The organism is Pseudoalteromonas sp. HM-SA03 (assembly GCF_002289345.1).
In the GTDB taxonomy this organism is placed as follows: domain Bacteria; phylum Pseudomonadota; class Gammaproteobacteria; order Enterobacterales; family Alteromonadaceae; genus Pseudoalteromonas.
This window is the reverse complement of sequence record NZ_NSDG01000050.1, coordinates 25,033-47,950: the sequence shown is the minus strand read 5'-3', so window position 1 is coordinate 47,950 and position 22,918 is coordinate 25,033. Positions and strand designations below refer to the sequence as shown.

Sequence of the window (22,918 nt, the reverse complement as noted above, 5' to 3'; positions counted from 1 at the left end):
ACAGAGAGGCGTCGATATGAGTATTGATTTAAGCCAATTTTTTGATGTCTTTTTTGAAGAGAGCTTTGAAGGTCTAGACATAATGGAAGCTGAGCTGCTGAATTTACAGCCAGGCTATGAAGACTCAGAAACGATCAATACTATATTTCGCGCAGCACACAGCATCAAAGGTGGAAGTGGAACATTTGGTTTTACTTCTGTCGCTAACTTCACACATGTGTTGGAAACCTTACTCGATCAGATCAGGGATGGGCGTCGACAGTTGACCGCTGAACATGTCAATCTACTGCTCCAATCCGTTGATTGTTTAAGGGCCTTACTAACCGCATTACAAGCCGAAGAAGAGCCGGATCTTTCCAATGCGAATGAGTTGAAAGTTAAATTTGAAGAGATTCTAGGTGGTAAAGAGAATGTTAGCTCAGATACTGCCGATAGCACATCTCAAGGACAAGAATCTCAAACCTATCAAATAGACTTCAAACCGCTCCCCCATTTATTTAAAACTGGTAACGAGCCGCTTTATATGTTGAGTGAGCTGTCAGAATTGGGTGATTTAGAAACTCATGCGTTTTGTGATGCAATACCTGAAATTGATGACTTCAATCCAGAGGATTGCTACCTAAGTTGGCGGTTATACTTAACAACCAGTTATCCCGAGTCGGCGATTAAAGAGGTTTTTGAGTGGGTTGAGGACGACGCTGAAATTTCTATTACCTTATGTGGTGGTTTATTTGAGGATGATGTGAGTGTCTTCACAACGCCGGAACTAGAGAGTGAGAAGAAAGAAACTTCGAGCAACGAGACTCAAAATATTGATGTACCAAAAATAAACCCGGCGACAAAGGCTAAGCCTGAGGCCAGTAAGAAATCAGCAGAATCGACTTCGATCCGTGTTGGAATTGATAAAGTTGATTCGCTTATCAATATGGTAGGGGAATTGGTTATTACCCAAGCTATGTTGACTCAATTAGGCGAGCAAGAACCGACAGAAAATACGCTTGCTGCGATGCAAGAGGGTCTCGCTCAATTAGCCCATAACACACGAGATTTGCAAGAAAATGTAATGCGTATCAGGATGTTACCTATTAGTTTTGTCTTCAGCCGATTTCCCCGCTTAGTAAGAGATACATCACAGAAATTGAATAAACAGGTTGAGCTTAAACTGCTAGGAGAGCAAACAGAATTAGATAAAACCGTGATGGAAAAAATTTCCGATCCTATGGTTCATTTAGTCAGAAACTCTTTGGATCACGGCTTAGAAACACCGGAAGATAGAATAAAAGCCGGAAAAGACCCCGTGGGTACGGTGACACTGAATGCTTTCCATCAAGGTGGAAATATTGTGATTGAAATCATGGATGATGGTAGGGGCTTGAATACCGAAAAAATAAAAAGTAAAGCGATTGCCAATGGCCTAATTCAAGCAACTGACGAGCTGACTATTGAAGAGATTAATGAACTTATTTTTAGACCCGGGTTTTCAACAGCTGATGAAGTGAGTGATATCTCTGGTCGCGGCGTGGGTATGGATGTTGTTCGAAGGAATATTCAAGCATTAAACGGCAGCGTTGAAGTGACTTCTGCAAAAGGGGTTGGCTCAACGTTTACAATTAGATTGCCATTAACGTTGGCCATTCTTGATGGTCAACTAGTTAAAGTTGCAAAGCATACCTACATCATTCCACTTATTTCTATTGTTGAGTCTTTACAAATAGATATTAAAAAAGTGAGCAAGGTAGGTAATGGCTTAGAGGTGCTTAGGTTACGAGATGAATACATACCAATACTAAGGCTATATCAACTATTTAACCATGGTGGTGCAATAGAAGAGTTGGATAAAACACTGCTAGTGGTTGTTGAAAGCGATAATCATAAAGTGGGGTTGTTGGTGGATGATTTACTGGCGCAACAACAGGTCGTTATTAAAAGTCTTGAAGCGAATTATCAGAAAGTAAATGGGATCTCAGGGGCGACAATTTTAGGTGATGGCAGAGTCTCTTTAATTGTTGATATTAGTGGTCTTATCAAACTAAGTGGCTTAAAGCGTCCAGGGACCCAAGAGCTATTAGTAGAACAAGAGTTAGATGAGGTGGTGTCATGATCACTGAAAAAGCCTCGATTAATGAACAAGTCATGCTTGCAGACCGAGATGACGATACACAATTTCTCACCTTTATGATGGCGAGTGAAGAGTATGGCATGGATATTCTGGCCGTACAGGAAATCAGAGGGTGGGAAGAAGTCACTGCAATTCCAAATGCTCCTACGTATGTGAACGGTGCGATTAATTTACGTGGCACGATAGTGCCAATCATAGATTTAAGGGTTCGATTCGGCTTACCGCAAATCGAATATGGCGCTCTAACCGTGGTTATTGTTGTCTCTGTTGTAATAAAAGAGGCAACAAAAATTATGGGTTTAGTTGTTGATGCGGTGTCTGATGTATACAGCATCAATCAAGAAACGGCGAAGGATGTTCCAGATTTTCAAGACTCGGAAAATAGTCAATTTGTACAAGGGCTTGTAAATGTTGGTGAAAAAATGGTCGTACTTTTAAATTTGAAGAAGATATTAGATCTTGAAGTAAAGCAGAATGAGCAATTGGTTGTCGGGGGATAACATGAGCGATCAAGCATTAGCAAGTCAACTCAACAATAGGGTTCTGATTGCGGGTGTCATAATATTTGTGGGCTTGGCAATTAGTGTTCAAATGTTGAATATTAATATGTCTACGCAAGCCTATGTGGCGATGGTTATAGCTGCTGTTAGTGTGGTGCTGGCAATTTTACTACTTAAGCAAAGCGCAAACATTCTACTTTCTAAGTTACAAGATGTTGAGAAAATTGTTCCCGCAATTGAGAGTAAAGATGCTAACTTACTCAATGCAAGTAATGCATCACGTCAATCATCTTTATATAAAGCGGTGGCTAATTTATTAAATGGTGACGTAGTAGATGACCAAGATCATAGCCATAGTTTGTTGCTAGCTTTAAAGGTCTGTCAGGCCAATGTTATGCTTGCAGATGCTTCTCTCAACATTGTGTATTTGAACGATTCCGTCACTAGTATGCTGCGTAAAAATCAGGCTAAGTTACAGCAAGAATTGTCTGGCTTTAATGTTGATAGCTTGATTGGTGCAAACATTGATACATTCCATAAAAACCCTAGTCATCAGAGAGGCATCCTAGCTAATTTGACCCGTCCATATGTTACACAAATCAAAGTGGCCGGTTTGACCTTTGATCTTATTGCTACACCTGTTTTCGACGATGAAGGGCAAAGGATTGCGACTTTAGTTGAGTGGAAAGACCTTACAAGAGAATTAGCGCTAGAGAAAAAACAAGCTGATTTGGCGAGCCATAATGCTCGTATATCGAGCGCGCTGGACGTTTGTCAGGCAAACGTAATGCTAGCGGACGAAGGATTGAATATTATTTATGTTAATGATTCGGTTGTGCGAATGTTGAGAGACAATCAAACACAGCTTAGAAAATCATTACCGAACTTTGATGTGGATACGCTTGTAGGGCAATGTATTGATGTGTTTCATGCGAACCCCAGCCATCAAAGAAATCTGCTTGAGAAACTGAGTGATGTATACAGTACAGATATCAAAGTTGCTGGCTTCACCTTTGGTTTAATTGCGACCCCGGTGTTTGATGATGAGAAAAAGCGGATTGGTACCGTTGTAGAGTGGGACGACAAAACAGAGCGTTTAGTTCGTGAAGAAGAAGAGAAAACTGCCGCAGCTGAAAACTTACGCGTCCGAAGAGCATTAGACAACGTTTCAACGAATACAATGATAGCAAATGAGCAGTTTGAGATCGTTTACTTGAATCGCGCAGTGAAAGACATGATGAGAAATGCTGAGAGCGACCTAAGGCGTGACCTGCCTAATTTTGACAGTAACCATCTTATGGGGGCGAATATTGATGTATTCCACCGCAACCCAAGTCATCAACGCAGTATGCTTTCTCGACTCGAAACTGAGTATAAAACGGAAATCGTTGTCGGCGGAAGAACCTTTGGTCTAGTCGCCAATCCGATATTTGACGGCAATAATGAACGTGTGGGCACCGTTGTCGAATGGGAAGATAGAACCAAAGAAGTCACGATTGAAAAAGAGGTGAATGGTCTGGTTCAGTCGGCTAATGCCGGTAATCTTAGTGTTCGTTTATCAGAAGATGGAAGAGATGGCTTCTATTTAAGACTAACCAAAGGGTTAAATAGTTTAGTGTCTACAGTTGATGAAACGGTTACAGATATGGGGGACATGTTAGACGCATTGGCAACTGGTAATTTAACTAGACGTATTGAAGGCGATTATCGTGGTGCTTATGAAAAACTGAAAAAAGACGCAAATACTACCGCTGAAAAGTTAACTGAGGTGCTGGGTCGGATCCGTACTTCTGCAAATTTAGTTGCTAGTGGTGCTGATGAAATTTCCCAAGGTAACGCGGATTTGAGTCAGCGAACCGAAGAACAAGCCTCCTCGCTAGAAGAAACAGCTTCTAGCATGGAAGAAATGACGAGCACAGTTAGACAAAATGCAGATAACGCGAAAGTCGCTAATGAGTTGGCTGAAGAGACTTGTGACAAGGCGACCAAAGGTGGTGAAGTAGTCACACGCGCAGTTGAAAGCATGTCTGAAATTAATGATTCAAGTAAGAAAATTGCTGACATTATAGGTGTTATTGATGAAATCGCTTTCCAGACGAACCTATTAGCATTAAACGCAGCCGTTGAAGCTGCTCGGGCTGGAGAGCAAGGTCGAGGCTTTGCTGTGGTCGCTGGTGAAGTGCGCAATCTAGCTCAGCGCTCTGCAGCAGCGGCGAAAGAGATTAAAGATCTGATCAGAGACAGTGTAAGTAAAGTCGAAGATGGTACGTTACTGGTTAATGAGTCTGGTGAAACACTAAGAGAAATAGTTGAGTCTGTTAAGCGGGTAACGAACATGATTTCCGACATTGCCGAAGCTTCTATTGAGCAGAGTTCAGGTATTGAACAAGTCAATAAAGCTGTATCACAAATGGATGAAATGACGCAGCAAAATGCTGCCTTAGTTGAAGAAGCATCGGCTGCTGGGGAGTCGATGGCTGAGCAAGCAAATGATATGAGAAGATTATTAAACTTCTTCACACTTGATGAGTCTTCACACCGTAGCTTAGAAATATCTGAGTCACCGAAGAACTATAAGGCACCAGAAAAACAATTACCAAAACGGACAATGAACTCCAATAAGCCCCCGCAGCAAAACATGAGAAGTAATCAGTTTGCCGATGATTCGGAAGAGTGGGAAGAGTTTTAGGGTTTGGTAATAGATCAATTCCTTAGTGGGGTTGGCTGAAGGAATACGACGATGCGAGAGTTTCTGTTGACCGATAAGGATTTTTCGGAAATTTCGGCTCGGGTCTATGACACATGCGGCATAGTACTCGGGCCGCATAAAAGGGAAATGGTTTACTCAAGGTTGGCAAGGCGCATAAGAGCCAACGGGCTAAAATCATTTGAGGCGTATTTATCTTTTTTGGAAGAAAATCAAGATGTTGAGTTTAGCCATTTTATTAATGCAATAACAACTAACTTAACTTCTTTCTTTCGAGAAAATCATCACTTCGAGTTCTTAACGAAAAGAATAGTTCCTGAAATTATTGCCAGGCACAAACACGATAGAAGAGTTCGGATCTGGTCTGCTGGATGCTCTACAGGTGAAGAGCCTTATAGTATCGCGATGACCATTGCGAATGCTTTTCCAAGTGGTTGGGACGTCAAAGTGCTAGCAACAGATCTAGATTCCAACGTCTTGGGCAAAGCGAGTCTCGGAGAATATACGGCAAATAACGTCACGGGTTTAGATGAAGATAAGCTCAAAAAATGGTTTCTTAGAAGTGCAGATGGAGCAATGTATAAAGTGAAGCCTAAATTGCAATCTTTCATCCATTTTAAACGACTTAATCTTCTAGAGCCATGGCCAATGAAAGGACCCTTTGATGTTATTTTCTGTCGTAATGTTTTGATTTATTTTGATAAAGAAACCAAAGATAAATTGTTTGAGCAATATCATGACATGTTAGTTCCCAATGGTTACTTACTTATCGGGCACTCCGAGACGATGGGAAAAGAGCATCTGGAATTTAAAAACCTAGGTAAAACCATTTATCAAAAAGGCCAGTTGAATGAGAGAGTTTAGACCTGTTCTCAGAGGATTCGAACATGTAAAACGCTTTTGGGATTCAGGACGTTCTAAAGTCGTTGCAAAAGTATTACCTGGGGAATTTTATGTATCTAAGCAGGACGAATTGATTTCGACGGTATTAGGGTCTTGTATTGCAGCTTGCGTATATGACGAGAAATTGGGGATAGGTGGTATGAATCACTTTATGTTACCCGGAGCGAAAGCGCTACGAGAAGTGCATGCGGATGACCTAAGTTGTCGTTATGGTAACTGGGCGATGGAGTATCTGATAAATGAAGTACTCAAAAATGGGGCGTCTAGAAGCAATTTAAAAATCAAACTTTTTGGCGGTGGAAAAATTATTAGCGCAATGACTGATATTGGGGAAGGGAACATCAGGTTTGCTCAAGCCTATGTGGAAGAGGAAAGTTTGAATTTAATTTCACAGGATGTAGGTGGCCCCTGGCCAAGAAAAGTTATCTTTCATCCTCAAAGTGGCAAAGCGCAAGTGAAAAAGTTACGAACCATGCACAATAACACAATTGAACAACGTGAAGTGCGTTACTTACATGACATTGAGGCTCAAGACAATAAAACGGATATTGAGCTATTTTAGGTGTGAAATATGATCAAAGTTCTGATTGTTGACGACTCGCCGTTAATTCGTGGGTTGTTAAAAGAAATACTAGGTCAGGCGGATGGTATTAAAGTCGTTGGCACCGCGGAAGACCCTTATGAAGCTAGAGAGCTCATTAAATCTACTTCGCCTGACGTATTAACTTTGGATATAGAAATGCCAAAAATGAATGGCATTAATTTTCTTAAAAACTTAATGCGTTTAAGGCCTATGCCTGTTGTGATGATATCTACGTTGACCCAAGAGGGCTCACCCGCCACGATAGAAGCACTAGAGTTAGGTGCAGTTGATTTTATTTCTAAGCCCACCAGCAATGTTGCTGATACCTTAATGTCTTATTCCGATATACTGGTTAAGAAGATTAGAGTAGCGGCCGGTGCACGAGTGAGGGCTTTTAAAGCACCAAAACAGGAAAGCGAATTAGAAATTGGCCGTAATTATACATTTTCGCGTAATACTATTTTAGCCATAGGCGCCTCAACTGGAGGAACTGAAGCTATCAGAGAGGTACTTATGCGATTACCAACACACGCGCCTCCTGTTGTTATCACCCAACATATCCCACCAGTTTTCAGTACCTCATTCGCGCAAAGAATGGATCGCACCTGTGCGGTATCAGTCAAAGAAGCGGAAGATGGTGATGTTTTATTACCTGGTCATGTATTCATCGCACCGGGAGACAAACATCTTAAGGTGGCACACACTGCAACCGGATATGTCTGCCGATTAGATGATACTGAGCCTGTTAATCGTCATAGACCTTCCGTTGAAGTGTTATTTAACTCTCTTGTGCCAATGGGCAAGCATGTTTGTGCTGCTATGCTCACGGGAATGGGCAGTGATGGCGCAAAAGCAATGCTAGCTTTGAAAGCCGCTGGTGCTAATACATTTGCACAAGATGAACTTAGCTGTGTGGTATGGGGAATGCCTAGGGCAGCGTACGAGCTTGGTGCAGTGCAAAGTCTGGTACCTTTGAGTAAAGTGACTGAAACCATGCTGAGCGCGGTTAAAAAGTAAGGGTAAGAGCTAATTTGTTCCTACCCAAAGCTGTTATTTTTCAATAACCCAAGGTTGTGAAAACCAATAATACCGTCCTGTGTATTTGATTGAAGGCGCAGTACAGTTATATCGTGACCGTCCTATGGATAGTGCTTTCGGGGTTTGAATACGTACGCTAGTTTCTGATAGCCACGTCAGCTCAGCTTGCCCAACACCTGAAACGTAGCATGCAAATTGACTCTGATGAAAATCCTTATTGTTAAAATACAACGTGATTGCCGGGGTTTTATTGTTCGTGACGCTATCAAGGTACTCTAATTTTTGTAGAGAGAACGCTTTGGTCTCGAGCTTAGTTTTTAATGTTTCTAAGTTGCTGTAATTTCCCGATGCGGGAAAGCGAGCGATACGTGTAAAATCTGAAGAAATACCAACCGCACCTGAGTGTTGCCCAATACCAATAAGTCCAAGTTCAGTCACTAGTTTTTGTAATTCATGGTTAAACTCGCCGTAAGGGTATGCGAGGTATGGGTAATCGTGGCCAATTTCTTCTTTAATACGCTGCTGTGACCATGTGATATCGTGCTCAACACGCGCACGCCACTGCGCCACTGTTTCATTTTTTAGTTTGAGATGGAGGTAATCGTGCTTAGCACTATGATTTGCGATAATTGCACCGCGTTTTGCTAATACCCTCAGCTCATCCCACGTCATGACATAGCTTTTCTTTTCGTCAATAAGTTGAGGGTTGACGAAAATAGTATAGGGAAAGCCAAAAGATTCCAGGATCGGGGCCGCTGCAGTGATATTGTTTTCATAGCCATCATCGAAGGTGATAGCTAACGTTTTTTCTGGTAAAGACTTACCCGATTTCAGGCTATCTAACAGCTGTGGTAAAGGTATCACCGAAAAACCATGTTCTTTAATGTGGTTAAGATGAGATTTAAAGGTTTCTTCACTCACGCTCGTAACCGCCGGGAGTTTCTCACTCACGTGATGATACTGTAAGATAACCGCACTCCAACTATTTGCTGAGAATAGGGCCAAACCAAAAATAATATGTTGTATCAATTTCTTAAATGCCATAAAGCGCAACATCTGAGCCTCTTACTACTTGCAGGTCCGATGATACTATCAAATATTACGGTGCCACTGTTAGGGTTAGTCGATACAGCAGTGATTGGTCATATGGGGGATGCGCATTTTTTGGCTGGAATTGCGCTCGGTTCTAGCGCTATTTCGGTATTATTTTGGCTTGCAAGTTTTCTGCGAATGAGTACAACAGGCGTGATTGCTCAATCAAGCGGCCAGCAAGACCATGACAAACTAACACGTTCACTATATACCAGTATGCTCATTGCGCTGCTCTTTGCCGTGAGTTTGATTGTGTTATCTCCTCTGCTGATCCAAGTTATTGCTCAGCTTTCAAATGCTTCTAGTGAAGTATTTGAGCAGGCAAAATTATATTTTCAGATCCGTGTATTTAGTGCGCCTGCAGCAATGTTAAATCTTGTGTTGCTGGGCTTTATGCTTGGGATGCATTACGGACGAGGACCATTCTATCTGGTGTTGTTCACAAACATAGTGAATATAGTCTTGGACATTTTATTTGTTGTCGGATTTGAGTGGGGAGTAGCTGGTGCAGCTTGGGCTTCACTGATTGCAGACTATTCGGCATTAGGCTTATCCTTGTTTTTGAGCGCATTGGTCGCAAAGCGTCACGGTATTACGTTGAAATTCACTCTACCAAAGCGCGCACAGTGGATCAGTTTACTCACCTTGAATCGTGATATTTTTATTCGTTCCTTGATCTTACAACTCTGCTTTAGTTTCATGACTTTCTATGGCGCAAGGCTTGGTGAGATCACATTAGCGGCCAACGCTGTCTTACTGAATTTTTTGATGTTAGTCAGCTTTGCGATGGATGGTATCGCTTATGCTGCGGAGGCTAAGGTCGGCAGAGCAAAAGGACAAGGCTCGTTAGGACAATTGCAATTATGGGTAAAAGTAAGCCTGTTCTGGGGGGCTGCATTTGCGCTTTTATATAGTGCTATTTTTTATCTAGCTGGTGGCTGGATCATTAGCTTATTAACCAATATCCCCGAAGTAATAACGTTGGCAGGTACTTACTTACCTTGGTTGGTGCTATTACCTTTGATTGCTATGAGTTGCTTTTTGTTTGACGGCATCTTTGTTGGGCTTACTCGTGCTAAAGAAATGCGAAATAGCATGCTAGTTTCTGCGGTATTCGGTTTCTTCTTGCCGTTTTTGATTGCATTGCCACTCGGTAACCATGCGCTCTGGCTTGCGATGAGTTGTTTTATGGGGTTACGTGGATTGACCTTGGCATATAAATATCATCAGCTCTCTCGAGAAGCTGCTTTACTCGAATAATGGAGTTGCGTTAAGCAAATGGGTCGTTATCTTTTAGGGCTTGGCGGCGTTTCTCTCTGGCTTCTATCACTTGAGAAAAGCGATTAGCAAAAATGCCAATATAACCGTAAAAGGCACAGCACAAACCAGGAAGTAAAAGCACTAAACCTGCGATTTGAAAGCGATGATCTTGATAATAACCCAGTGCGATTAAAGCACCCGCGAGTAACACAATAACAAGGCCAAAAAGGAAAAATTTGAGGCTTCGCTTAGGGTGAGACCCTAAGCGATAAATGAGGGTTTTGCTCATTAATAGTAGGAGTGTTCGCCACGCGCGTGCTCTGTGATGTCACGTACGCCATTGATTTCTTCAAACTTAGCGATCATCTCTTTTTCGATGCCTTCTTTCAATGTGACATCAATCATTGAGCAGCCGTTACAACCACCGCCGAATTGAAGTACTGCAATACCATCTGCGGTAATTTCTACTAGGCTAACTTGACCACCATGATTGGCCAATTGTGGATTTACTTCTGTCACAAGCATGTGCTCTACGCGCTCAGCAAGGCTCGCATCGTCACGTAATCGTTTCGCTTTGGCATTTGGTGCCTTAAGCGTCAACTGACTCCCCATTTTATCGGTAACGAAATCGATATCGGCTTCTTCTAAAAATGGTGCACTTTCTTCATCAACGATGGCTTCAAAACCATTAAACGGTAAGCGGATATCGCTTTGTTCAACGGCATCTGCTGGGCAATATGACACGCCACACTCAGCTTGAGAGGTGCCTGGATTAACCACGAAAACTCTAATATTAGTGCCTTCAGCCTGATCGGCTAATAGTTTCGCGAAATGGCTTTGGGCAGAATCTGAAATATGGATCATAATTCGCTCTATACTTGACTAAATTACTCGGTTAATACGTATCATACTCTCCTCGTCGTGTTGTCGCTAGTGTTCGGCGTAAAAATTTGGCAATCGGCGGCACGCTTGTTAGCTTGAAAAGTAATCGGAATTAAAGGACATTATCATGCGGTTAATAAGCTGTATTATCGTGCTGTTGAGCTTTAGCTTGCAGGCCAAGCCCATTGCCTATTATTTTGGCGATGAAGTAAAATTTAATCCCAAAATAACTACGCCAAAACAAGCATTTGGATATGAAGTGGGGCAGTGGCATTTGCGCCACGATCAAATCGTTAATTATCTACATACCCTTGCAAGTGAAAGCCCAAGGTTGAGTGTCGAAACAATCGGGTTTAGCCATGAGCGGCGTCCTTTGTTACTCCTAAAAGCGAGCTCGCCACAAAACCAACAAAACTTGGCGCGTATTCAGCAAGATCATATTGCTTCATTGAGCAGTAGCCAAAGCCGTTCAGACCAGCCAGTTGTGATGTGGATGGGCTATAGCGTGCACGGTAATGAGTCTTCAGGAAGCAATGCCGCGGTACTCATGGCATATTATTTAGCTGCGGCGCAGGGCGAGTCTGTTACGCAGCTCCTTGATAATGCGGTGATATTGTTAGATCCAGCTTTAAACCCTGATGGCTTATCACGTTTTGCTACATGGGCAAACGCCAATAAGAGCATGTCTCTATCAACCGATCCTGCACATCGTGAGCATAATGAGTCTTGGCCTTCTAGTCGCACTAACCATTATTGGTTTGACCTCAATCGTGACTGGTTACTACTACAACATCCTGAGTCAAAAGCACGGATCAAAGCGTTCCATCGTTGGAAACCAAACGTACTGACCGATTTTCATGAAATGGGACCAAATAGTACGTATTTTTTCCAACCAGGGATCCCATCAAGAACTCACCCAATTACCCCATTACAAAACGTAGCGCTAACCAACGAGATTGGTAAGTTTCATGCCAAAGCTCTTGATGCGCAAGGGGGGTTATATTTTACTCAAGAGAGTTTTGATGACTTTTATTATGGCAAAGGCTCTACGTACCCCGACGTAAATGGTGCGGTTGGCATTTTATTCGAACAAGCTAGTAGTAGAGGGCATGCACAAGAAACTCAGTATGGCGTGTTGAGTTTTCCTGAAACGATTAAAAATCAGGTCACGACGAGTCTCTCGACATTCCAAGCCAGCATAACGCATCGACGCGCTTTACTTGATTATCAGCAGCAGTTTTATCAACAAGCGAACGAGCTTGCGAGTAAAGATGAAATCAACGGTTACGTTGTTGCTCGCGGCAAAGATAACTACCGTTTTCAAGCGTTTGTAGATTTATTGAAACAGCATCAGATAGAGGTGAAATACCTCTCAAAAGCCAAAGAGGTTGATAACACCGAATATCAGCAAGGGGATTTATACATTCCACTAGCCCAGCCGCAATATCGCTTGATAAAAGCACTATTTAGCACGCAGACGCATTTTAAGGACAACACGTTTTACGATGTTTCAGGTTGGACGATGCCGTATGCTTATGATTTAGATTTTGCCGCAGTAAAAAGTGGCTGGGGTTTAAAGCTTCAAGGTGAATCGAGCACTGACTCAAATATATTGGCTCCCGTTGCAGGAAGTTATGCCTACACCATAGAATGGCACCATTATCTGGCACCACAATTAGCAAATCGACTTTTACAGGCTGGAGTGAAAGTAGCAGCTGCAATGTCACCATTTTCAGCATCAACAACCTCAGGCTCTCATGACTTTCAGGCCGGTACATTGGTGATAGCAAGTGGTATTCAACAGCAAGCGGACTGGTTTTCTGAGCTTGAAACAATCGCCAGAGAGCTTTCACTTCCAGTATATAGTGTGACTACAGGCATGACACAAAGTGGCATCGATTTTGGTTCAAGACAAATGCTACAGCTGCAAAAGCCAGAAATCCTCATCATAGGTGGTGCGGGTGTAAGTCAATATGAAGCGGGTGAGCTTTGGTATCATTTGGATAGGCATTTAAAACTTGCTCCGTCGATTGTGGAAAAGCAGCACATCGAGAAACTCGATCTTACACGCTACACCCATATTTTATTGGCTGATGGTAAATATGGAGATTTAAGTGACAAGAGCAAAGCCAAGCTCTTGAGTTGGGTTGCTAAAGGCGGTGTGATTTGGGGGCAAAAGCGTGGTGCGCAGTGGCTAATCGAACAGCAGCTACTAGACGCTGAAATGGTGTCAAGCAAAGAAATGCGAGCCCAGTTTGACAGCAAAAATCTCACCTTTGCAGATCAAGATAGCCTTTCGGCAAAACAGCGAATTGCCGGCGCAATTTTTGATGCGCGTTTAGATTTAAGCCACCCCTTGTCTTTTGGCTTCGAGAATCGGGAATTACCCGTCTTTAAAAATAGTACTTGGGTGATGCATCGTAATAATAAGCCATTTATCGAGTCGTTGACGTACACTCAAAAGCCTTTATTGGCAGGGTATACTGACAATATCAACGTTGAGCAGATCGCGGGTTCCTCTGTCTTGATTGCGTCAAAGTCTGGACGTGGGGTGGCTGTTGGAATGACTGACAACCCGGTATTTCGTGGCTTTTGGTTCGGTTCTAGCCGGCTGCTAAATAACGCGTTGTTCTTTGCACACGGCATAAGATAAGGTCCAGAACATTTAGCTGTTATATCAATCAAATAATACGCTTTTAAGCGTCGAATGGTGTGAGGCTGATAGCCATCGCCCACACCATTTTTGCCCCATTTTGTTTACACACTTTTGCCGCTGCATTCATGGTCGCGCCCGTTGTGATCACATCCTCAAGTAATACGATATTTTTTCCTTCAACAGGTTGGCTGAGCATAAAGGCACCGTTTAAGTTACGTTTTCGTTTAGCTTTGGTCAGCTCAGATTGTGGCTTGGTGTGCTTTGTTCTTTTGAGTATTGTTTGGGTGAGTGGTAGCCCTTGCCAAATTTGCTCAACTTGATTGTAACCTCGTCGGATTAAACGTCTTCGGTGTAGTGGCAAACAACAAACAAGGTCTACGGGGAAAACATCCTCTTCACTGAAGCGCTGCCATAGTGTTTGAGCCATTAGATTCAAGGCACATTGATACGCTTTACTGTGGTTAAACTTTACTCCTTGCAACCATGTGTTTATAGGCGTGCGATACCAACTCGCCACGGTTAGCCCATTGCAGTCTCCAAGGCTAACCATGCGTTGGATATTGGGGTAATTAAGTAGATTAATCTCGTGATCCATAAAGTCTAAGCAGGCTTGTAAGCAGTGTGGACAAAGCAAAGTTTCTGTTGTGCGTTGTTCACAGCATACACAAGGCTGACACCACTTTTTAGGTAATAACCGATTAAGTTGGATCATTGCTTTCCATCCCGGGTTAGCTATCATGGCGTCAAGTTTGGTATAGAGAACAGATAAATGCAAAATGAAGTTGTGCTGCTCCATGGTTGGGGGATGAACAAAGCGGTGTGGCAGTTATGCGAGGAAGCTTTAGCACCTACAACACTAATTAAAGCGGTCAATCTTCCTGGATTTGGTGGTACACCAAGCGCCGAGGGCGATTATTCTCTTGAGCGTAACGCTTTACTTATTGCTGAGCAGCTGATGCCACAAAGCGTGTTGATAGGCTGGTCTTTGGGGGGCTTATTTGCATTGTATTTAGCTGCTCATTTTCCAGACAAAGTTAGCAAGGTTATTTTGGTCGCTTCAACGCCATTTTTTTGTGAGCAAGCAGATTGGCCCGGAATAGCCCCTAAGGTGCTAAACAACTTTGAGACTCAACTGCAAACCAATAGTGCAAAGACGATAGAAAGGTTTTTAGCTATTCAAGCGATGGGCAGTGAACATGCCAGAGAAGACATCAAACAACTCAAAGCGCTACTAGGCACACTGCCGGAAGCGGAGGCGAAAGCACTAGCTGGTGGACTGGAGGTATTGAAATCGCAGGACTTACGTGATGAATTTTCACGGCTGCAACTCCCCACAATAGGCATCTTCGGCCGTTTAGATTCTCTTGTTCCACAAGCGGCTGTAGAGAAAATGCAGGTACTCAATCCAAATTTTAAGGCTCATACGCTTGCAAAGGCCTCTCATGCGCCTTTTATCTCTCATAAAGAAGCCTTTTTATCACTCCTTAAATCAATTGTTTAAATATTTGGAGTAATAAAGCGGCAAAAAATTGCCGCTTTTACTTTTCTTTGTTGATATTTTGCGCAATAATTAGTCAGTAAGAAAAGGTTTATCTAGGTGTGAATATGCCAATAGGTGATGTGTTAAATAATGGAATTGACGGTTATAACCGCGCTGCTCAGGGGATTGCCCAAGCAAGTGCTGATATTAACCGTGCTGCCATCGATCAACAAAGTGATTCTGAACGTGCAGCTGGGCGGCAGTTGCAGGGTGCCAGTGTCGGTGAAGCTGTGACGGCTCCAGTGAGCGAAACGCCAAGCTTGACCGAATCAGTGGTAGCCTTAAAAGTTGAAGAGTTTAACGCGAAAGCCAATGTGCAAACTATTCGCACTGCAGATGAAGTGCTAGGTACGTTGATTGATATTAAAGTGTAATGAACATAGTAACGCCACCACCGGCGATGAATTTAAACACTGCCAACGTGTACACCGAAACGGTGGTACGCGATAATCAGCTGCGTGAAGCGATCCCAAAACCTGCACCAACCAATCCCTCATTTACTGAAAACCGCAATCTTTCCGATTCTGAAAAAGGCCGCTCTTCTAACGTAGACGATGCAAAAGTTTACGGTTCTGATGGTAAAACAGAGCAAAGCAAAACTATTCAAGGCAAAGAGCAAGGTGAAAAAGGCGAAGGCCAAGAAAAAGAAAAGAATGAACAAGAGCAGCAACAAACAGAGCAAGATGAGCAGGTCGTTCAAGAATTAAAATCTCGAGATAGAGAAGTAAGATTACATGAGCAGGCTCATGCCAGAGTAGGCGGGCAATATGCCGGATCACCGAGTTATGAATATCAGCGCGGTCCTGATGGTAATAACTACGCTATTGGCGGTGAGGTGATGATCGACGTTGCGCCGCTTGAAGGTGACCCGCAGGGCACGATTGAAAAAATGCAAACGGTGAGAGCAGCAGCATTAGCACCAGCAGAACCATCTGGCGCTGATAGAGCCATCGCAGCAGATGCGACTCAAAAACTCTCGGCGGCGCAGGCTGAGTTGGCAAAAGCTTCTATCAGTGGTGAAGAGCAAAGTGATAGCAAGCGGGTGCAAAACATTCAAACTCGCCGCTTGAGTGGTGAGCAGGCAAAAGCAGAGAGTGAAGAAGGGCAAGCCAAGCTTAAGCAGGATGCTAATCCTTATGCTGTTGCGATGCCAATTGAAGCCGACCCTGAAATCCAAGCAAGATCGCTCAGGATCTCAAATTTTTATCAACATGTAGCGATGCCAAACCAACCTGCATCGCTATCTGTACAGATTTAACCGTAGGTACTGGCCTTTTCCTCCGCGGGCCATTGCAGTGAAAACGAGTTAAAACCCCCCGACAAACGAAAAGCGCGACTAAGGCCGCGCTTTTCTTTGTTTATTGAGCTGTTGAAATTACTTCTTCAGCTTTGCGAAGGCTTCAGCAAAAGCATTACCCATCGCGGCGTTACCTGTATCTCGTGGCTTTGGCTTAGAAGACTTAGGTGCCGCTTTTCCTTTGTGCGGCTTAGCGTTTGGTTTTTGCGCTGGTGCTTGAGATATCTCATCGTTTAAGCGCATGGTAAAGCTAATGCGTTTACGAGGCACATCAACCTCAATCACTTTGACCTTAACGATATCTCCCGCTTTAACAACTTCACGCGGATCGGAAATAAACTTATCCGTGAGTGCTGAAATGTGAACAAGTCCATCTTGATGTACACCCACATCTACAAAAGCCCCAAAATTGGCAACATTAGAAACCACACCCTCTAAAGTCATACCGACTTTTAGATCTGTGATTGTCTCAACACCAGCTTTAAACTGCGCTGTTTTAAATTCTGGGCGAGGGTCTCGGCCTGGCTTATCTAATTCTTTGATAATATCAGTGACCGTTGGTACCCCAAACTTATCATCTACATAGTCATTTGCCACAAGGCCATTTAAGACTTCGCGATTACCGATAAGGGTATTCACTTCTAGATTTTGTTTTTTACAAATCGCTTTGACAACAGGGTAAGCTTCAGGATGCACTGCCGATGCATCCAGTGGATCGTCGCCATTGGCGATACGTAAGAAACCGGCTGCTTGTTCAAATGCTTTAGGTCCTAATCGCTCAACTTTTTTAAGTGCTTTGCGATCCGTGAAAGAGCCATTTTCATCGCGGTATTTAACGATGTTGCTAGCTAATGTTTTATTCAAACCCGAGACGCGCGTTAGTAATGGTATTGATGCCGTGTTCACATCGACACCCACTGAGTTTACGCAGTCTTCGACCACAGCCGTTAGTGTTTGCCCTAACTGGCTTTGAGAAACATCATGCTGATATTGGCCAACACCGATTGACTTTGGTTCGATTTTTACAAGCTCTGCTAACGGATCTTGTAATCTTCTTGCAATGGAAACTGCGCCACGTAGAGATACATCAAGATCTGGAAATTCGTTTGCGGCAAATTCAGAGGCAGAGTACACGGATGCGCCAGCTTCACTCACCATGATTTTGTTAAGTTTTAATTCGGTGGCGCTTTTTAGCAGTTCTGCGGCCAGTTTGTCGGTTTCGCGAGACGCGGTTCCGTTACCGATAGCAATAAGCTCAACTTTGTATTGGCGGCACATTTGCTCTAGTGTCTTCAGCGACTTATCCCACTGGTTTTGAGGGGCATGAGGGTGGATAGTACTGGTTGCAATCAGTTTACCTGTGGCATCGACAATGGCGACTTTACAACCGGTACGTAATCCCGGATCGATACCCATTGTCACTTTTGCACCTGCAGGCGCAGCCATCAGCAGATCTTTTAGGTTTTTCGCGAAAACCTCGATAGCACCTAGCTCTGACTTTTCACGCATTGAGCCTAAGAATTCATTTTCCAAGTGCAGGGCGATTTTAATCTTCCATGCCCACTGGACCACACCCATTAACCAATCACTGGCAGCTTTACCAGAGACCGCAAGGCGGTAATGATCGGCAATGATCTGTGCACAAAATTGAGCGGCGTCTTCTACACTTGGTTCCGGGTTGATAGATAGCTGCAAAAAGCCTTCGTTACGTGCTCTTAGCATCGCCAGCGCGCGGTGTGATGGAATTTTATTTAGCAGCTCATTATGTTCAAAATAGTCACGGTATTTGCTTCCTGCTTCTTCTTTACCGGCAATGACTCTTGCTTCTATTTGCGCGTTGTCTTTAAGGTGTGCACGGAGTTTAGCAAGTAGTTTAGCGTCTTCTGCAAAACGCTCCATGAGAATGAACTTAGCGCCATCTAAAGCCGCTTTGCTGTCTGCAACGCCTTTGCTTTCATCAATGAAAGGAGTTGCTTGTTGTTCTGGGTCTAACGTTGGATCTGCAAATAAAGCGTCAGCTAAGGGTTCCAAACCTGCTTCTATCGCGATTTGGCCTTTTGTTCTGCGCTTTGGTTTGTATGGGAGATACAAATCTTCGAGTACGGTTTTGCTGTCGGCGGCTTGTATTTCTGCATTTAACTCTGAAGTGAGTTTACCTTGTTCATCGATGGTTTTTAAAATAAACTCGCGACGTTCATCAAGCTCTCGTAAGTAACCTAATCTTTGCTCAAGCAAACGCAGTTGAGTGTCATCTAAGCCACCCGTTACCTCTTTACGGTAACGTGCAATAAATGGAACGGTTGCCCCTTCGTCTAGCAAACTAATAGCAGCATTAACTTGCTGTTCTCTGGCGTTAAGCTCCGTTGCTAAACGTTGTGTGATATTGCTCATGCAAAATCCTTATACTCTTCTTAATCGGTCTGTGTTGCCTAGATAATACTCATCTTTGGCAAACAAAATTTAGCTCAATGTTATCATTGTTCGGTGTTTCTGCGATATTCGATTTGGTTGATATACCAAAGTCTTCGGCCGTGCGGTGTGGTGACCGTAATTTCATCATCGACTTGTTTGCTTAGTAAGGCCCTAGCCATTGGCGCATCGATGGAGATGTAGTCATTGCGTTCGTATATTTCATCAGGTCCAACAATACGAAATGCACGAACCTCGCCTTCTTCGCTTTCCACTTCTACCCAAGCGCCAAAAAATACTTTACCTTCTTGTTCGGGACTATATTCCACGACTTTTAGTTCGGGCATACGCTTTCGTAAAAAGCGCACCCGTCTATCTATTTGCCTTAATAAACGTTTATTGAAGGTGTAGTCGGCATTTTCGGAGCGATCGCCTAAACTCGCTGCCCAATTCACAATTTTGGTGATCTCTGGGCGCTTTTCAAACCACAGATGATCATGTTCTTGCTGCAGTTGGCGGTATCCTTCGGGCGTGATCAAATTTGTTTTCATGTTTCTCAGGTATTTTGGGTTAAACCCTTGTAATGTTCGGTAACAATCTAGTATCAATGTATGGTGTCGAAAAGCACCAAATTCAATTATATTTAAGCATAATAATATCATGGTCCATTATCGCCATGAGCGTTAAATGAACAGGATGATGATTTGTGCACGAAATGTCGCAGATCAGCAAGCTTTAGTAAATTAATAAATAGAAGAAATATAAATGGGAAATGAAACCACCAAAGTGCTCGTAGTTGACGACGATATGCGTTTGCGCAGTCTTTTAGAACGTTATCTCGTAGAGCAGGGATTTATCGTCCGCAGCGCAGCCAATTCTGAACAAATGGATAGACTACTTGAGCGCGAAAACTTTCACTTGATGGTGTTAGACTTGATGCTTCCTGGAGAAGATGGTCTTTCCATCTGTCGTCGTTTACGACAAAAAGAGAATGAGATCCCAATTGTCATGTTGACGGCGAAAGGTGACGAAGTTGACCGTATTATTGGCCTTGAGCTTGGCGCGGATGATTACATTCCAAAACCATTCAACCCAAGAGAACTGTTGGCGCGAATAAAAGCCATTCTCCGTCGTCGTGCCAAAGAAGTACCAGGTGCGCCTGCTGCAGAAGAAAATGAAGTGAGTTTTGGTAACTTTACCCTTAATTTAGCGACGCGAGAGATGCAACATGGGGAAGCGACAATTTCACTTACCTCAGGTGAGTTTGCAGTACTTAAAGCACTGGTGAGTCACCCTCGAGAGCCGCTTAGTCGAGACAAGTTAATGAACCTTGCTAGAGGGCGTGATTATAGCGCACTAGAGCGTAGCATTGACGTCCAAGTTTCGCGCTTGCGTCGTATGATTGAAGATGACGCCTCTAATCCTCGCTATATACAAACGGTGTGGGGTCTTGGGTACGTATTTGTGCCTGACGGCGTGAAGTAGCCAGCATGTTACCTCGTAGTGCATTCGGGCAAACCGTCTTCTTTGTCGGCGCGTTACTATTGATAAATCAAGTCGTGTCTTACATTACCGTTACCTTATACGTCTTCAAACCAACTTTTGAACAAGTGAATCTGATGCTTGCTAAGCAGGTTAAAACGGTTTTCATTGATTGGGAGAATGGTGTTGAAGTTGATAACAGTGTATCTCGCAAATTCTTCGAGATAACGGGTATCGAGGTGATGACGCAAAGAGAGGCCTATGTAAATGGGCTGGGGCAGGCCAAAGAATATACATTGCTGTCTCGTAGTATGTCGGAGCAACTTAATGGCTCTGCGCGAGTCAGGATAAGCCAAGGAGATCCGGTTGTTTATTGGGTCGAAGCACCGCAAGCGCCCGGGTATTGGGTGAGAGTACCGCTTAGTGGACTCAGTGAAACAAAGATGGAGTTTTTAGTTTTTTACCTCTCCAGTATTGGTTTTTTAAGTGTGTTAGGGGGGTGGCTTTTTGCTAGGCATCTAAACAAACCGCTAAAATCGCTACAAATTGCAGCTAGTCGAGTAGGTGTCGGGGACTTTTCAACACGTCTTGTCGAAGAAGGGTCTACGGAAGTTATTGAGGTGACTCGGGCATTTAATAAAATGTCTAAAGGGATCGCAGACCTAGAAAGTGATAGGCGATTGTTAATGGCTGGTGTTTCACACGATTTACGCACACCCTTAACTCGAATTCGTCTAGCAACTGAAATGATGTCGGATGAAGAAGATTACCTGCGCGAGGGAATAATCGATGATATTGAAGATATGAATGCGATTATCGACCAATTCATTGAATATCTCCGTCATCACAACGGTGCAGAAATGTCGGCAGACGATGTTAACATGGTTATTGAGGAAGTCGTTCATGCAGAGCAGCAGCATCAGCGACCAATTCACTTGCAAGCAGAGGAATACTTACCATCGGTGATGATGAATGCCGTTGCGTTAAAGCGGGTGTTCACTAACATGATTGAAAATGCGATCCGTTATTCTGAACAAGATATTGAGGTTACGACAGAGTATAGCCCCAAGCACCGTGCTGTTATTGTAAAGGTAATGGACAGGGGGCCAGGTATTCCTGAGTCAGAGTTAGAGTCTGTATTCGAACCATTTAAACAGGGAGATCAGGCTAGAGGGAGTGAGGGGAGTGGCTTAGGGCTTGCCATTATCAAACGTATCGTGACCACACACGGCGGTAAAGTAAGACTACGAAATCGAGATGGTGGTGGTCTGATCGCGGAGGTTTCTTTGCCTGCTTATCGGGGAAAGCTTGAGGAATCATGATTTTCAATAGGGTAGGCGAGCAAGTTGAGCACAATAAAGCATAGGGATTTAAGCTATCAAAAGGGAATGTTAGATACACCGTATTTAAACCAATTGAAGCGAGTGATAGCGACAAGCTTTTCCAATGTCGAGGTAGAGCATTACTTTGCTTTGTACTTTGAAAAAGGCGAAAGCACAAAGCGCAGACTCCGGTTGTTTTTATCAGGCGGTGACATTGTCGGCTATTGCTTATTGACCTTTGATGATAGCAACAAGGATGTTTGCATTGTTGGCGCTTCAGCTGCTTTTTTGCCTGACTTTAGAGGGAAAAACAGTACTTTTAGGTTTTCTCTTATAGAAGTATTAAAACGTTATATACGTAACCCACGTAGAAAACTTTTATATGCAGATACCATGCTCAGTCCCGCCATGTTCAGGGCCATGGCAAAAAATATCGCCGAAGTTTATCCAAATAACTTGCCTCAAAATAGCGCGATAGCAACGCTCTATGACACCATCAATCCGGTTGGCTTGGTAAGCCCTCATAATGGCCTAAGGTGTTTGAAGGCGGTTGGACGCAAAACCAATTACAGCGAGGCTGAAATTACACGCTTTAGAGAAAGCAACAAAACTGAGATTGCACTTTACTGTTGTGTTAATCCTGACTTTGATAAGGGAATTGCGCTTGTGGCTATCATTCCAATCACGATGAAACAATTTGTATTAACCTTTAAAAAATTGGTGCTAAATAAGCTTTGGAGTACGTCGTAATAGGGCGAATTTTCGCCCTATTAAAGGACTTGGTTATCGCGTTATTAGCAGATATCTACTGAACGACAAAGTCCCATTGACTCACAAATCGCAGGGTGAGTATCACAAATTTGCCAACTGCCACAATCAACTCTAGAACCAAAAGTCGCACCTGCGGCAGCAATTTTTCTAGTTGCCTGATTGTTTAGATCTTTCGCTTGCAGCGATTTTAGTTGTTTCTTCTTTAATTGTAATTTCATGGTTTTCCTTATACGTGCTGTTTAAATAATCAGCAATATATAAGCGTGTATGTACCTAAATATTAATGCTAGGTTTGCTTAAGGATATTTATGTGTAAAAGGGGCACAAAAAAACGCCCAAACAAGGGGCGCTTTTGAT

At 43.3% G+C, this 22,918-nt stretch carries 21 protein-coding genes; 14 read left to right on the top strand and 7 right to left on the bottom strand.

The window, feature by feature from the left end; genetic code table 11:
• Nucleotides 1-16: 16 nt before the first annotated feature.
• The 6 genes from CKO50_RS10625 to CKO50_RS10600 are packed head-to-tail and all read left to right on the top strand — an operon-like array spanning nucleotide 17 to nucleotide 7,829.
• Nucleotides 17-2,101, top strand: coding sequence for a chemotaxis protein CheA (locus tag CKO50_RS10625; protein WP_095728129.1), 2,085 nt, complete (start codon nucleotides 17-19; stop codon nucleotides 2,099-2,101).
• Complete coding sequence (locus CKO50_RS10620; protein WP_095728128.1) at nucleotides 2,098-2,619, top strand: chemotaxis protein CheW; 522 nt, start codon at nucleotides 2,098-2,100, stop codon at nucleotides 2,617-2,619. Before CKO50_RS10625 ends, CKO50_RS10620 begins: the two co-directional genes overlap by 4 nt.
• Nucleotide 2,620: 1 nt before the next feature.
• The gene (locus CKO50_RS10615) at nucleotides 2,621-5,308 is read left to right on the top strand and encodes a methyl-accepting chemotaxis protein (protein WP_095728127.1); all 2,688 of its coding nucleotides are present in this window, start codon (nucleotides 2,621-2,623) and stop codon (nucleotides 5,306-5,308) included.
• 51 nt (nucleotides 5,309-5,359) lie between these two features.
• Nucleotides 5,360-6,190, top strand: coding sequence for a protein-glutamate O-methyltransferase CheR (locus tag CKO50_RS10610; RefSeq protein ID WP_095728126.1), 831 nt, complete (start codon nucleotides 5,360-5,362; stop codon nucleotides 6,188-6,190).
• The gene (gene cheD / locus CKO50_RS10605; RefSeq protein ID WP_095728125.1) at nucleotides 6,177-6,791 is read left to right on the top strand and encodes a chemoreceptor glutamine deamidase CheD; all 615 of its coding nucleotides are present in this window, start codon (nucleotides 6,177-6,179) and stop codon (nucleotides 6,789-6,791) included. Before CKO50_RS10610 ends, cheD begins: the two co-directional genes overlap by 14 nt.
• 9 nt (nucleotides 6,792-6,800) lie before the next feature.
• A complete protein-coding gene (locus CKO50_RS10600; protein WP_095728124.1) occupies nucleotides 6,801-7,829 on the top strand; it encodes a chemotaxis response regulator protein-glutamate methylesterase in 1,029 nt (342 codons plus the stop codon).
• A 33-nt stretch (nucleotides 7,830-7,862) separates the two neighbouring features.
• Here the strand turns inward: CKO50_RS10600 and CKO50_RS10595 are convergent, their stop codons facing one another.
• Complete coding sequence (locus CKO50_RS10595) at nucleotides 7,863-8,906, bottom strand: polysaccharide deacetylase family protein (protein WP_095728123.1); 1,044 nt, start codon at nucleotides 8,904-8,906, stop codon at nucleotides 7,863-7,865.
• Between CKO50_RS10595 and dinF the strand changes: the two genes are divergently transcribed.
• Nucleotides 8,871-10,202, top strand: a complete 1,332-nt coding sequence (dinF, locus tag CKO50_RS10590; RefSeq protein ID WP_141240134.1) for an MATE family efflux transporter DinF — start codon at nucleotides 8,871-8,873, stop codon at nucleotides 10,200-10,202. The two genes, CKO50_RS10595 and dinF, sit on opposite strands and share 36 nt — an antisense overlap.
• A gap of 10 nt (nucleotides 10,203-10,212) precedes the next feature.
• On the opposite strand, the gene CKO50_RS10585 is transcribed toward dinF, so the two are convergent.
• The gene (locus CKO50_RS10585) at nucleotides 10,213-10,491 is read right to left on the bottom strand and encodes a hypothetical protein (RefSeq protein ID WP_095728121.1); all 279 of its coding nucleotides are present in this window, start codon (nucleotides 10,489-10,491) and stop codon (nucleotides 10,213-10,215) included.
• Complete coding sequence (gene nfuA, locus CKO50_RS10580; protein ID WP_010378467.1) at nucleotides 10,491-11,066, bottom strand: Fe-S biogenesis protein NfuA; 576 nt, start codon at nucleotides 11,064-11,066, stop codon at nucleotides 10,491-10,493. Before nfuA ends, CKO50_RS10585 begins: the two co-directional genes overlap by 1 nt.
• A 145-nt stretch (nucleotides 11,067-11,211) precedes the next feature.
• On the opposite strand from nfuA, the gene CKO50_RS10575 reads away from it, so the two are divergent.
• On the top strand, nucleotides 11,212-13,737 hold the full coding sequence (locus tag CKO50_RS10575) for a M14 metallopeptidase family protein (RefSeq protein ID WP_095728120.1): 2,526 nt from the start codon (nucleotides 11,212-11,214) through the stop codon (nucleotides 13,735-13,737).
• Nucleotides 13,738-13,780: 43 nt separating this feature from the next.
• Here the strand turns inward: CKO50_RS10575 and CKO50_RS10570 are convergent, their stop codons facing one another.
• Entirely contained in the window at nucleotides 13,781-14,452 is a 672-nt protein-coding gene (locus CKO50_RS10570; RefSeq protein WP_095728119.1) for a ComF family protein, read from the bottom strand.
• 57 nt (nucleotides 14,453-14,509) lie between these two features.
• Between CKO50_RS10570 and bioH the strand changes: the two genes are divergently transcribed.
• The 3 genes from bioH to CKO50_RS10555 all read left to right on the top strand — a co-directional run bounded on the left by bioH (nucleotide 14,510) and on the right by CKO50_RS10555 (nucleotide 16,538).
• Nucleotides 14,510-15,241, top strand: coding sequence for a pimeloyl-ACP methyl ester esterase BioH (gene bioH / locus CKO50_RS10565; protein WP_095728118.1), 732 nt, complete (start codon nucleotides 14,510-14,512; stop codon nucleotides 15,239-15,241).
• A gap of 104 nt (nucleotides 15,242-15,345) precedes the next feature.
• On the top strand, nucleotides 15,346-15,654 hold the full coding sequence (locus CKO50_RS10560; RefSeq protein WP_095728117.1) for a hypothetical protein: 309 nt from the start codon (nucleotides 15,346-15,348) through the stop codon (nucleotides 15,652-15,654).
• A complete protein-coding gene (locus CKO50_RS10555; protein ID WP_095728116.1) occupies nucleotides 15,654-16,538 on the top strand; it encodes a putative metalloprotease CJM1_0395 family protein in 885 nt (294 codons plus the stop codon). Before CKO50_RS10560 ends, CKO50_RS10555 begins: the two co-directional genes overlap by 1 nt.
• Nucleotides 16,539-16,655: 117 nt before the next feature.
• Here CKO50_RS10555 and CKO50_RS10550 read toward each other — a convergent pair whose 3' ends face one another.
• Together CKO50_RS10550 and greB are read right to left on the bottom strand one after the other, a co-directional pair.
• A complete protein-coding gene (locus CKO50_RS10550) occupies nucleotides 16,656-18,968 on the bottom strand; it encodes a Tex family protein (RefSeq protein WP_095728115.1) in 2,313 nt (770 codons plus the stop codon).
• A gap of 83 nt (nucleotides 18,969-19,051) precedes the next feature.
• Complete coding sequence (gene greB, locus CKO50_RS10545; protein ID WP_010378480.1) at nucleotides 19,052-19,537, bottom strand: transcription elongation factor GreB; 486 nt, start codon at nucleotides 19,535-19,537, stop codon at nucleotides 19,052-19,054.
• 214 nt (nucleotides 19,538-19,751) lie between these two features.
• Here greB and ompR point away from each other — a divergent pair, with 214 nt between their 5' ends.
• Genes ompR through CKO50_RS10530 form a run of 3 tightly spaced genes read left to right on the top strand, consistent with a single transcriptional unit; the run spans nucleotide 19,752 to nucleotide 22,540 of the window.
• A complete protein-coding gene (gene ompR, locus CKO50_RS10540; protein WP_010378483.1) occupies nucleotides 19,752-20,471 on the top strand; it encodes a two-component system response regulator OmpR in 720 nt (239 codons plus the stop codon).
• A 5-nt stretch (nucleotides 20,472-20,476) separates the two neighbouring features.
• Entirely contained in the window at nucleotides 20,477-21,790 is a 1,314-nt protein-coding gene (gene envZ, locus CKO50_RS10535) for a two-component system sensor histidine kinase EnvZ (protein WP_095728114.1), read from the top strand.
• Between the two features lie 24 nt (nucleotides 21,791-21,814).
• Nucleotides 21,815-22,540 carry a hypothetical protein gene (locus CKO50_RS10530; RefSeq protein WP_255229518.1) on the top strand — a complete coding sequence of 242 codons (726 nt, stop codon included), beginning with the start codon at nucleotides 21,815-21,817 and terminating at the stop codon, nucleotides 22,538-22,540.
• 44 nt (nucleotides 22,541-22,584) lie between these two features.
• Here the strand turns inward: CKO50_RS10530 and CKO50_RS10525 are convergent, their stop codons facing one another.
• Nucleotides 22,585-22,779: a hypothetical protein gene (locus CKO50_RS10525; RefSeq protein ID WP_010378488.1), complete on the bottom strand. Its 195-nt coding sequence runs from the start codon at nucleotides 22,777-22,779 to the stop codon at nucleotides 22,585-22,587.
• Nucleotides 22,780-22,918 lie beyond the last annotated feature (139 nt).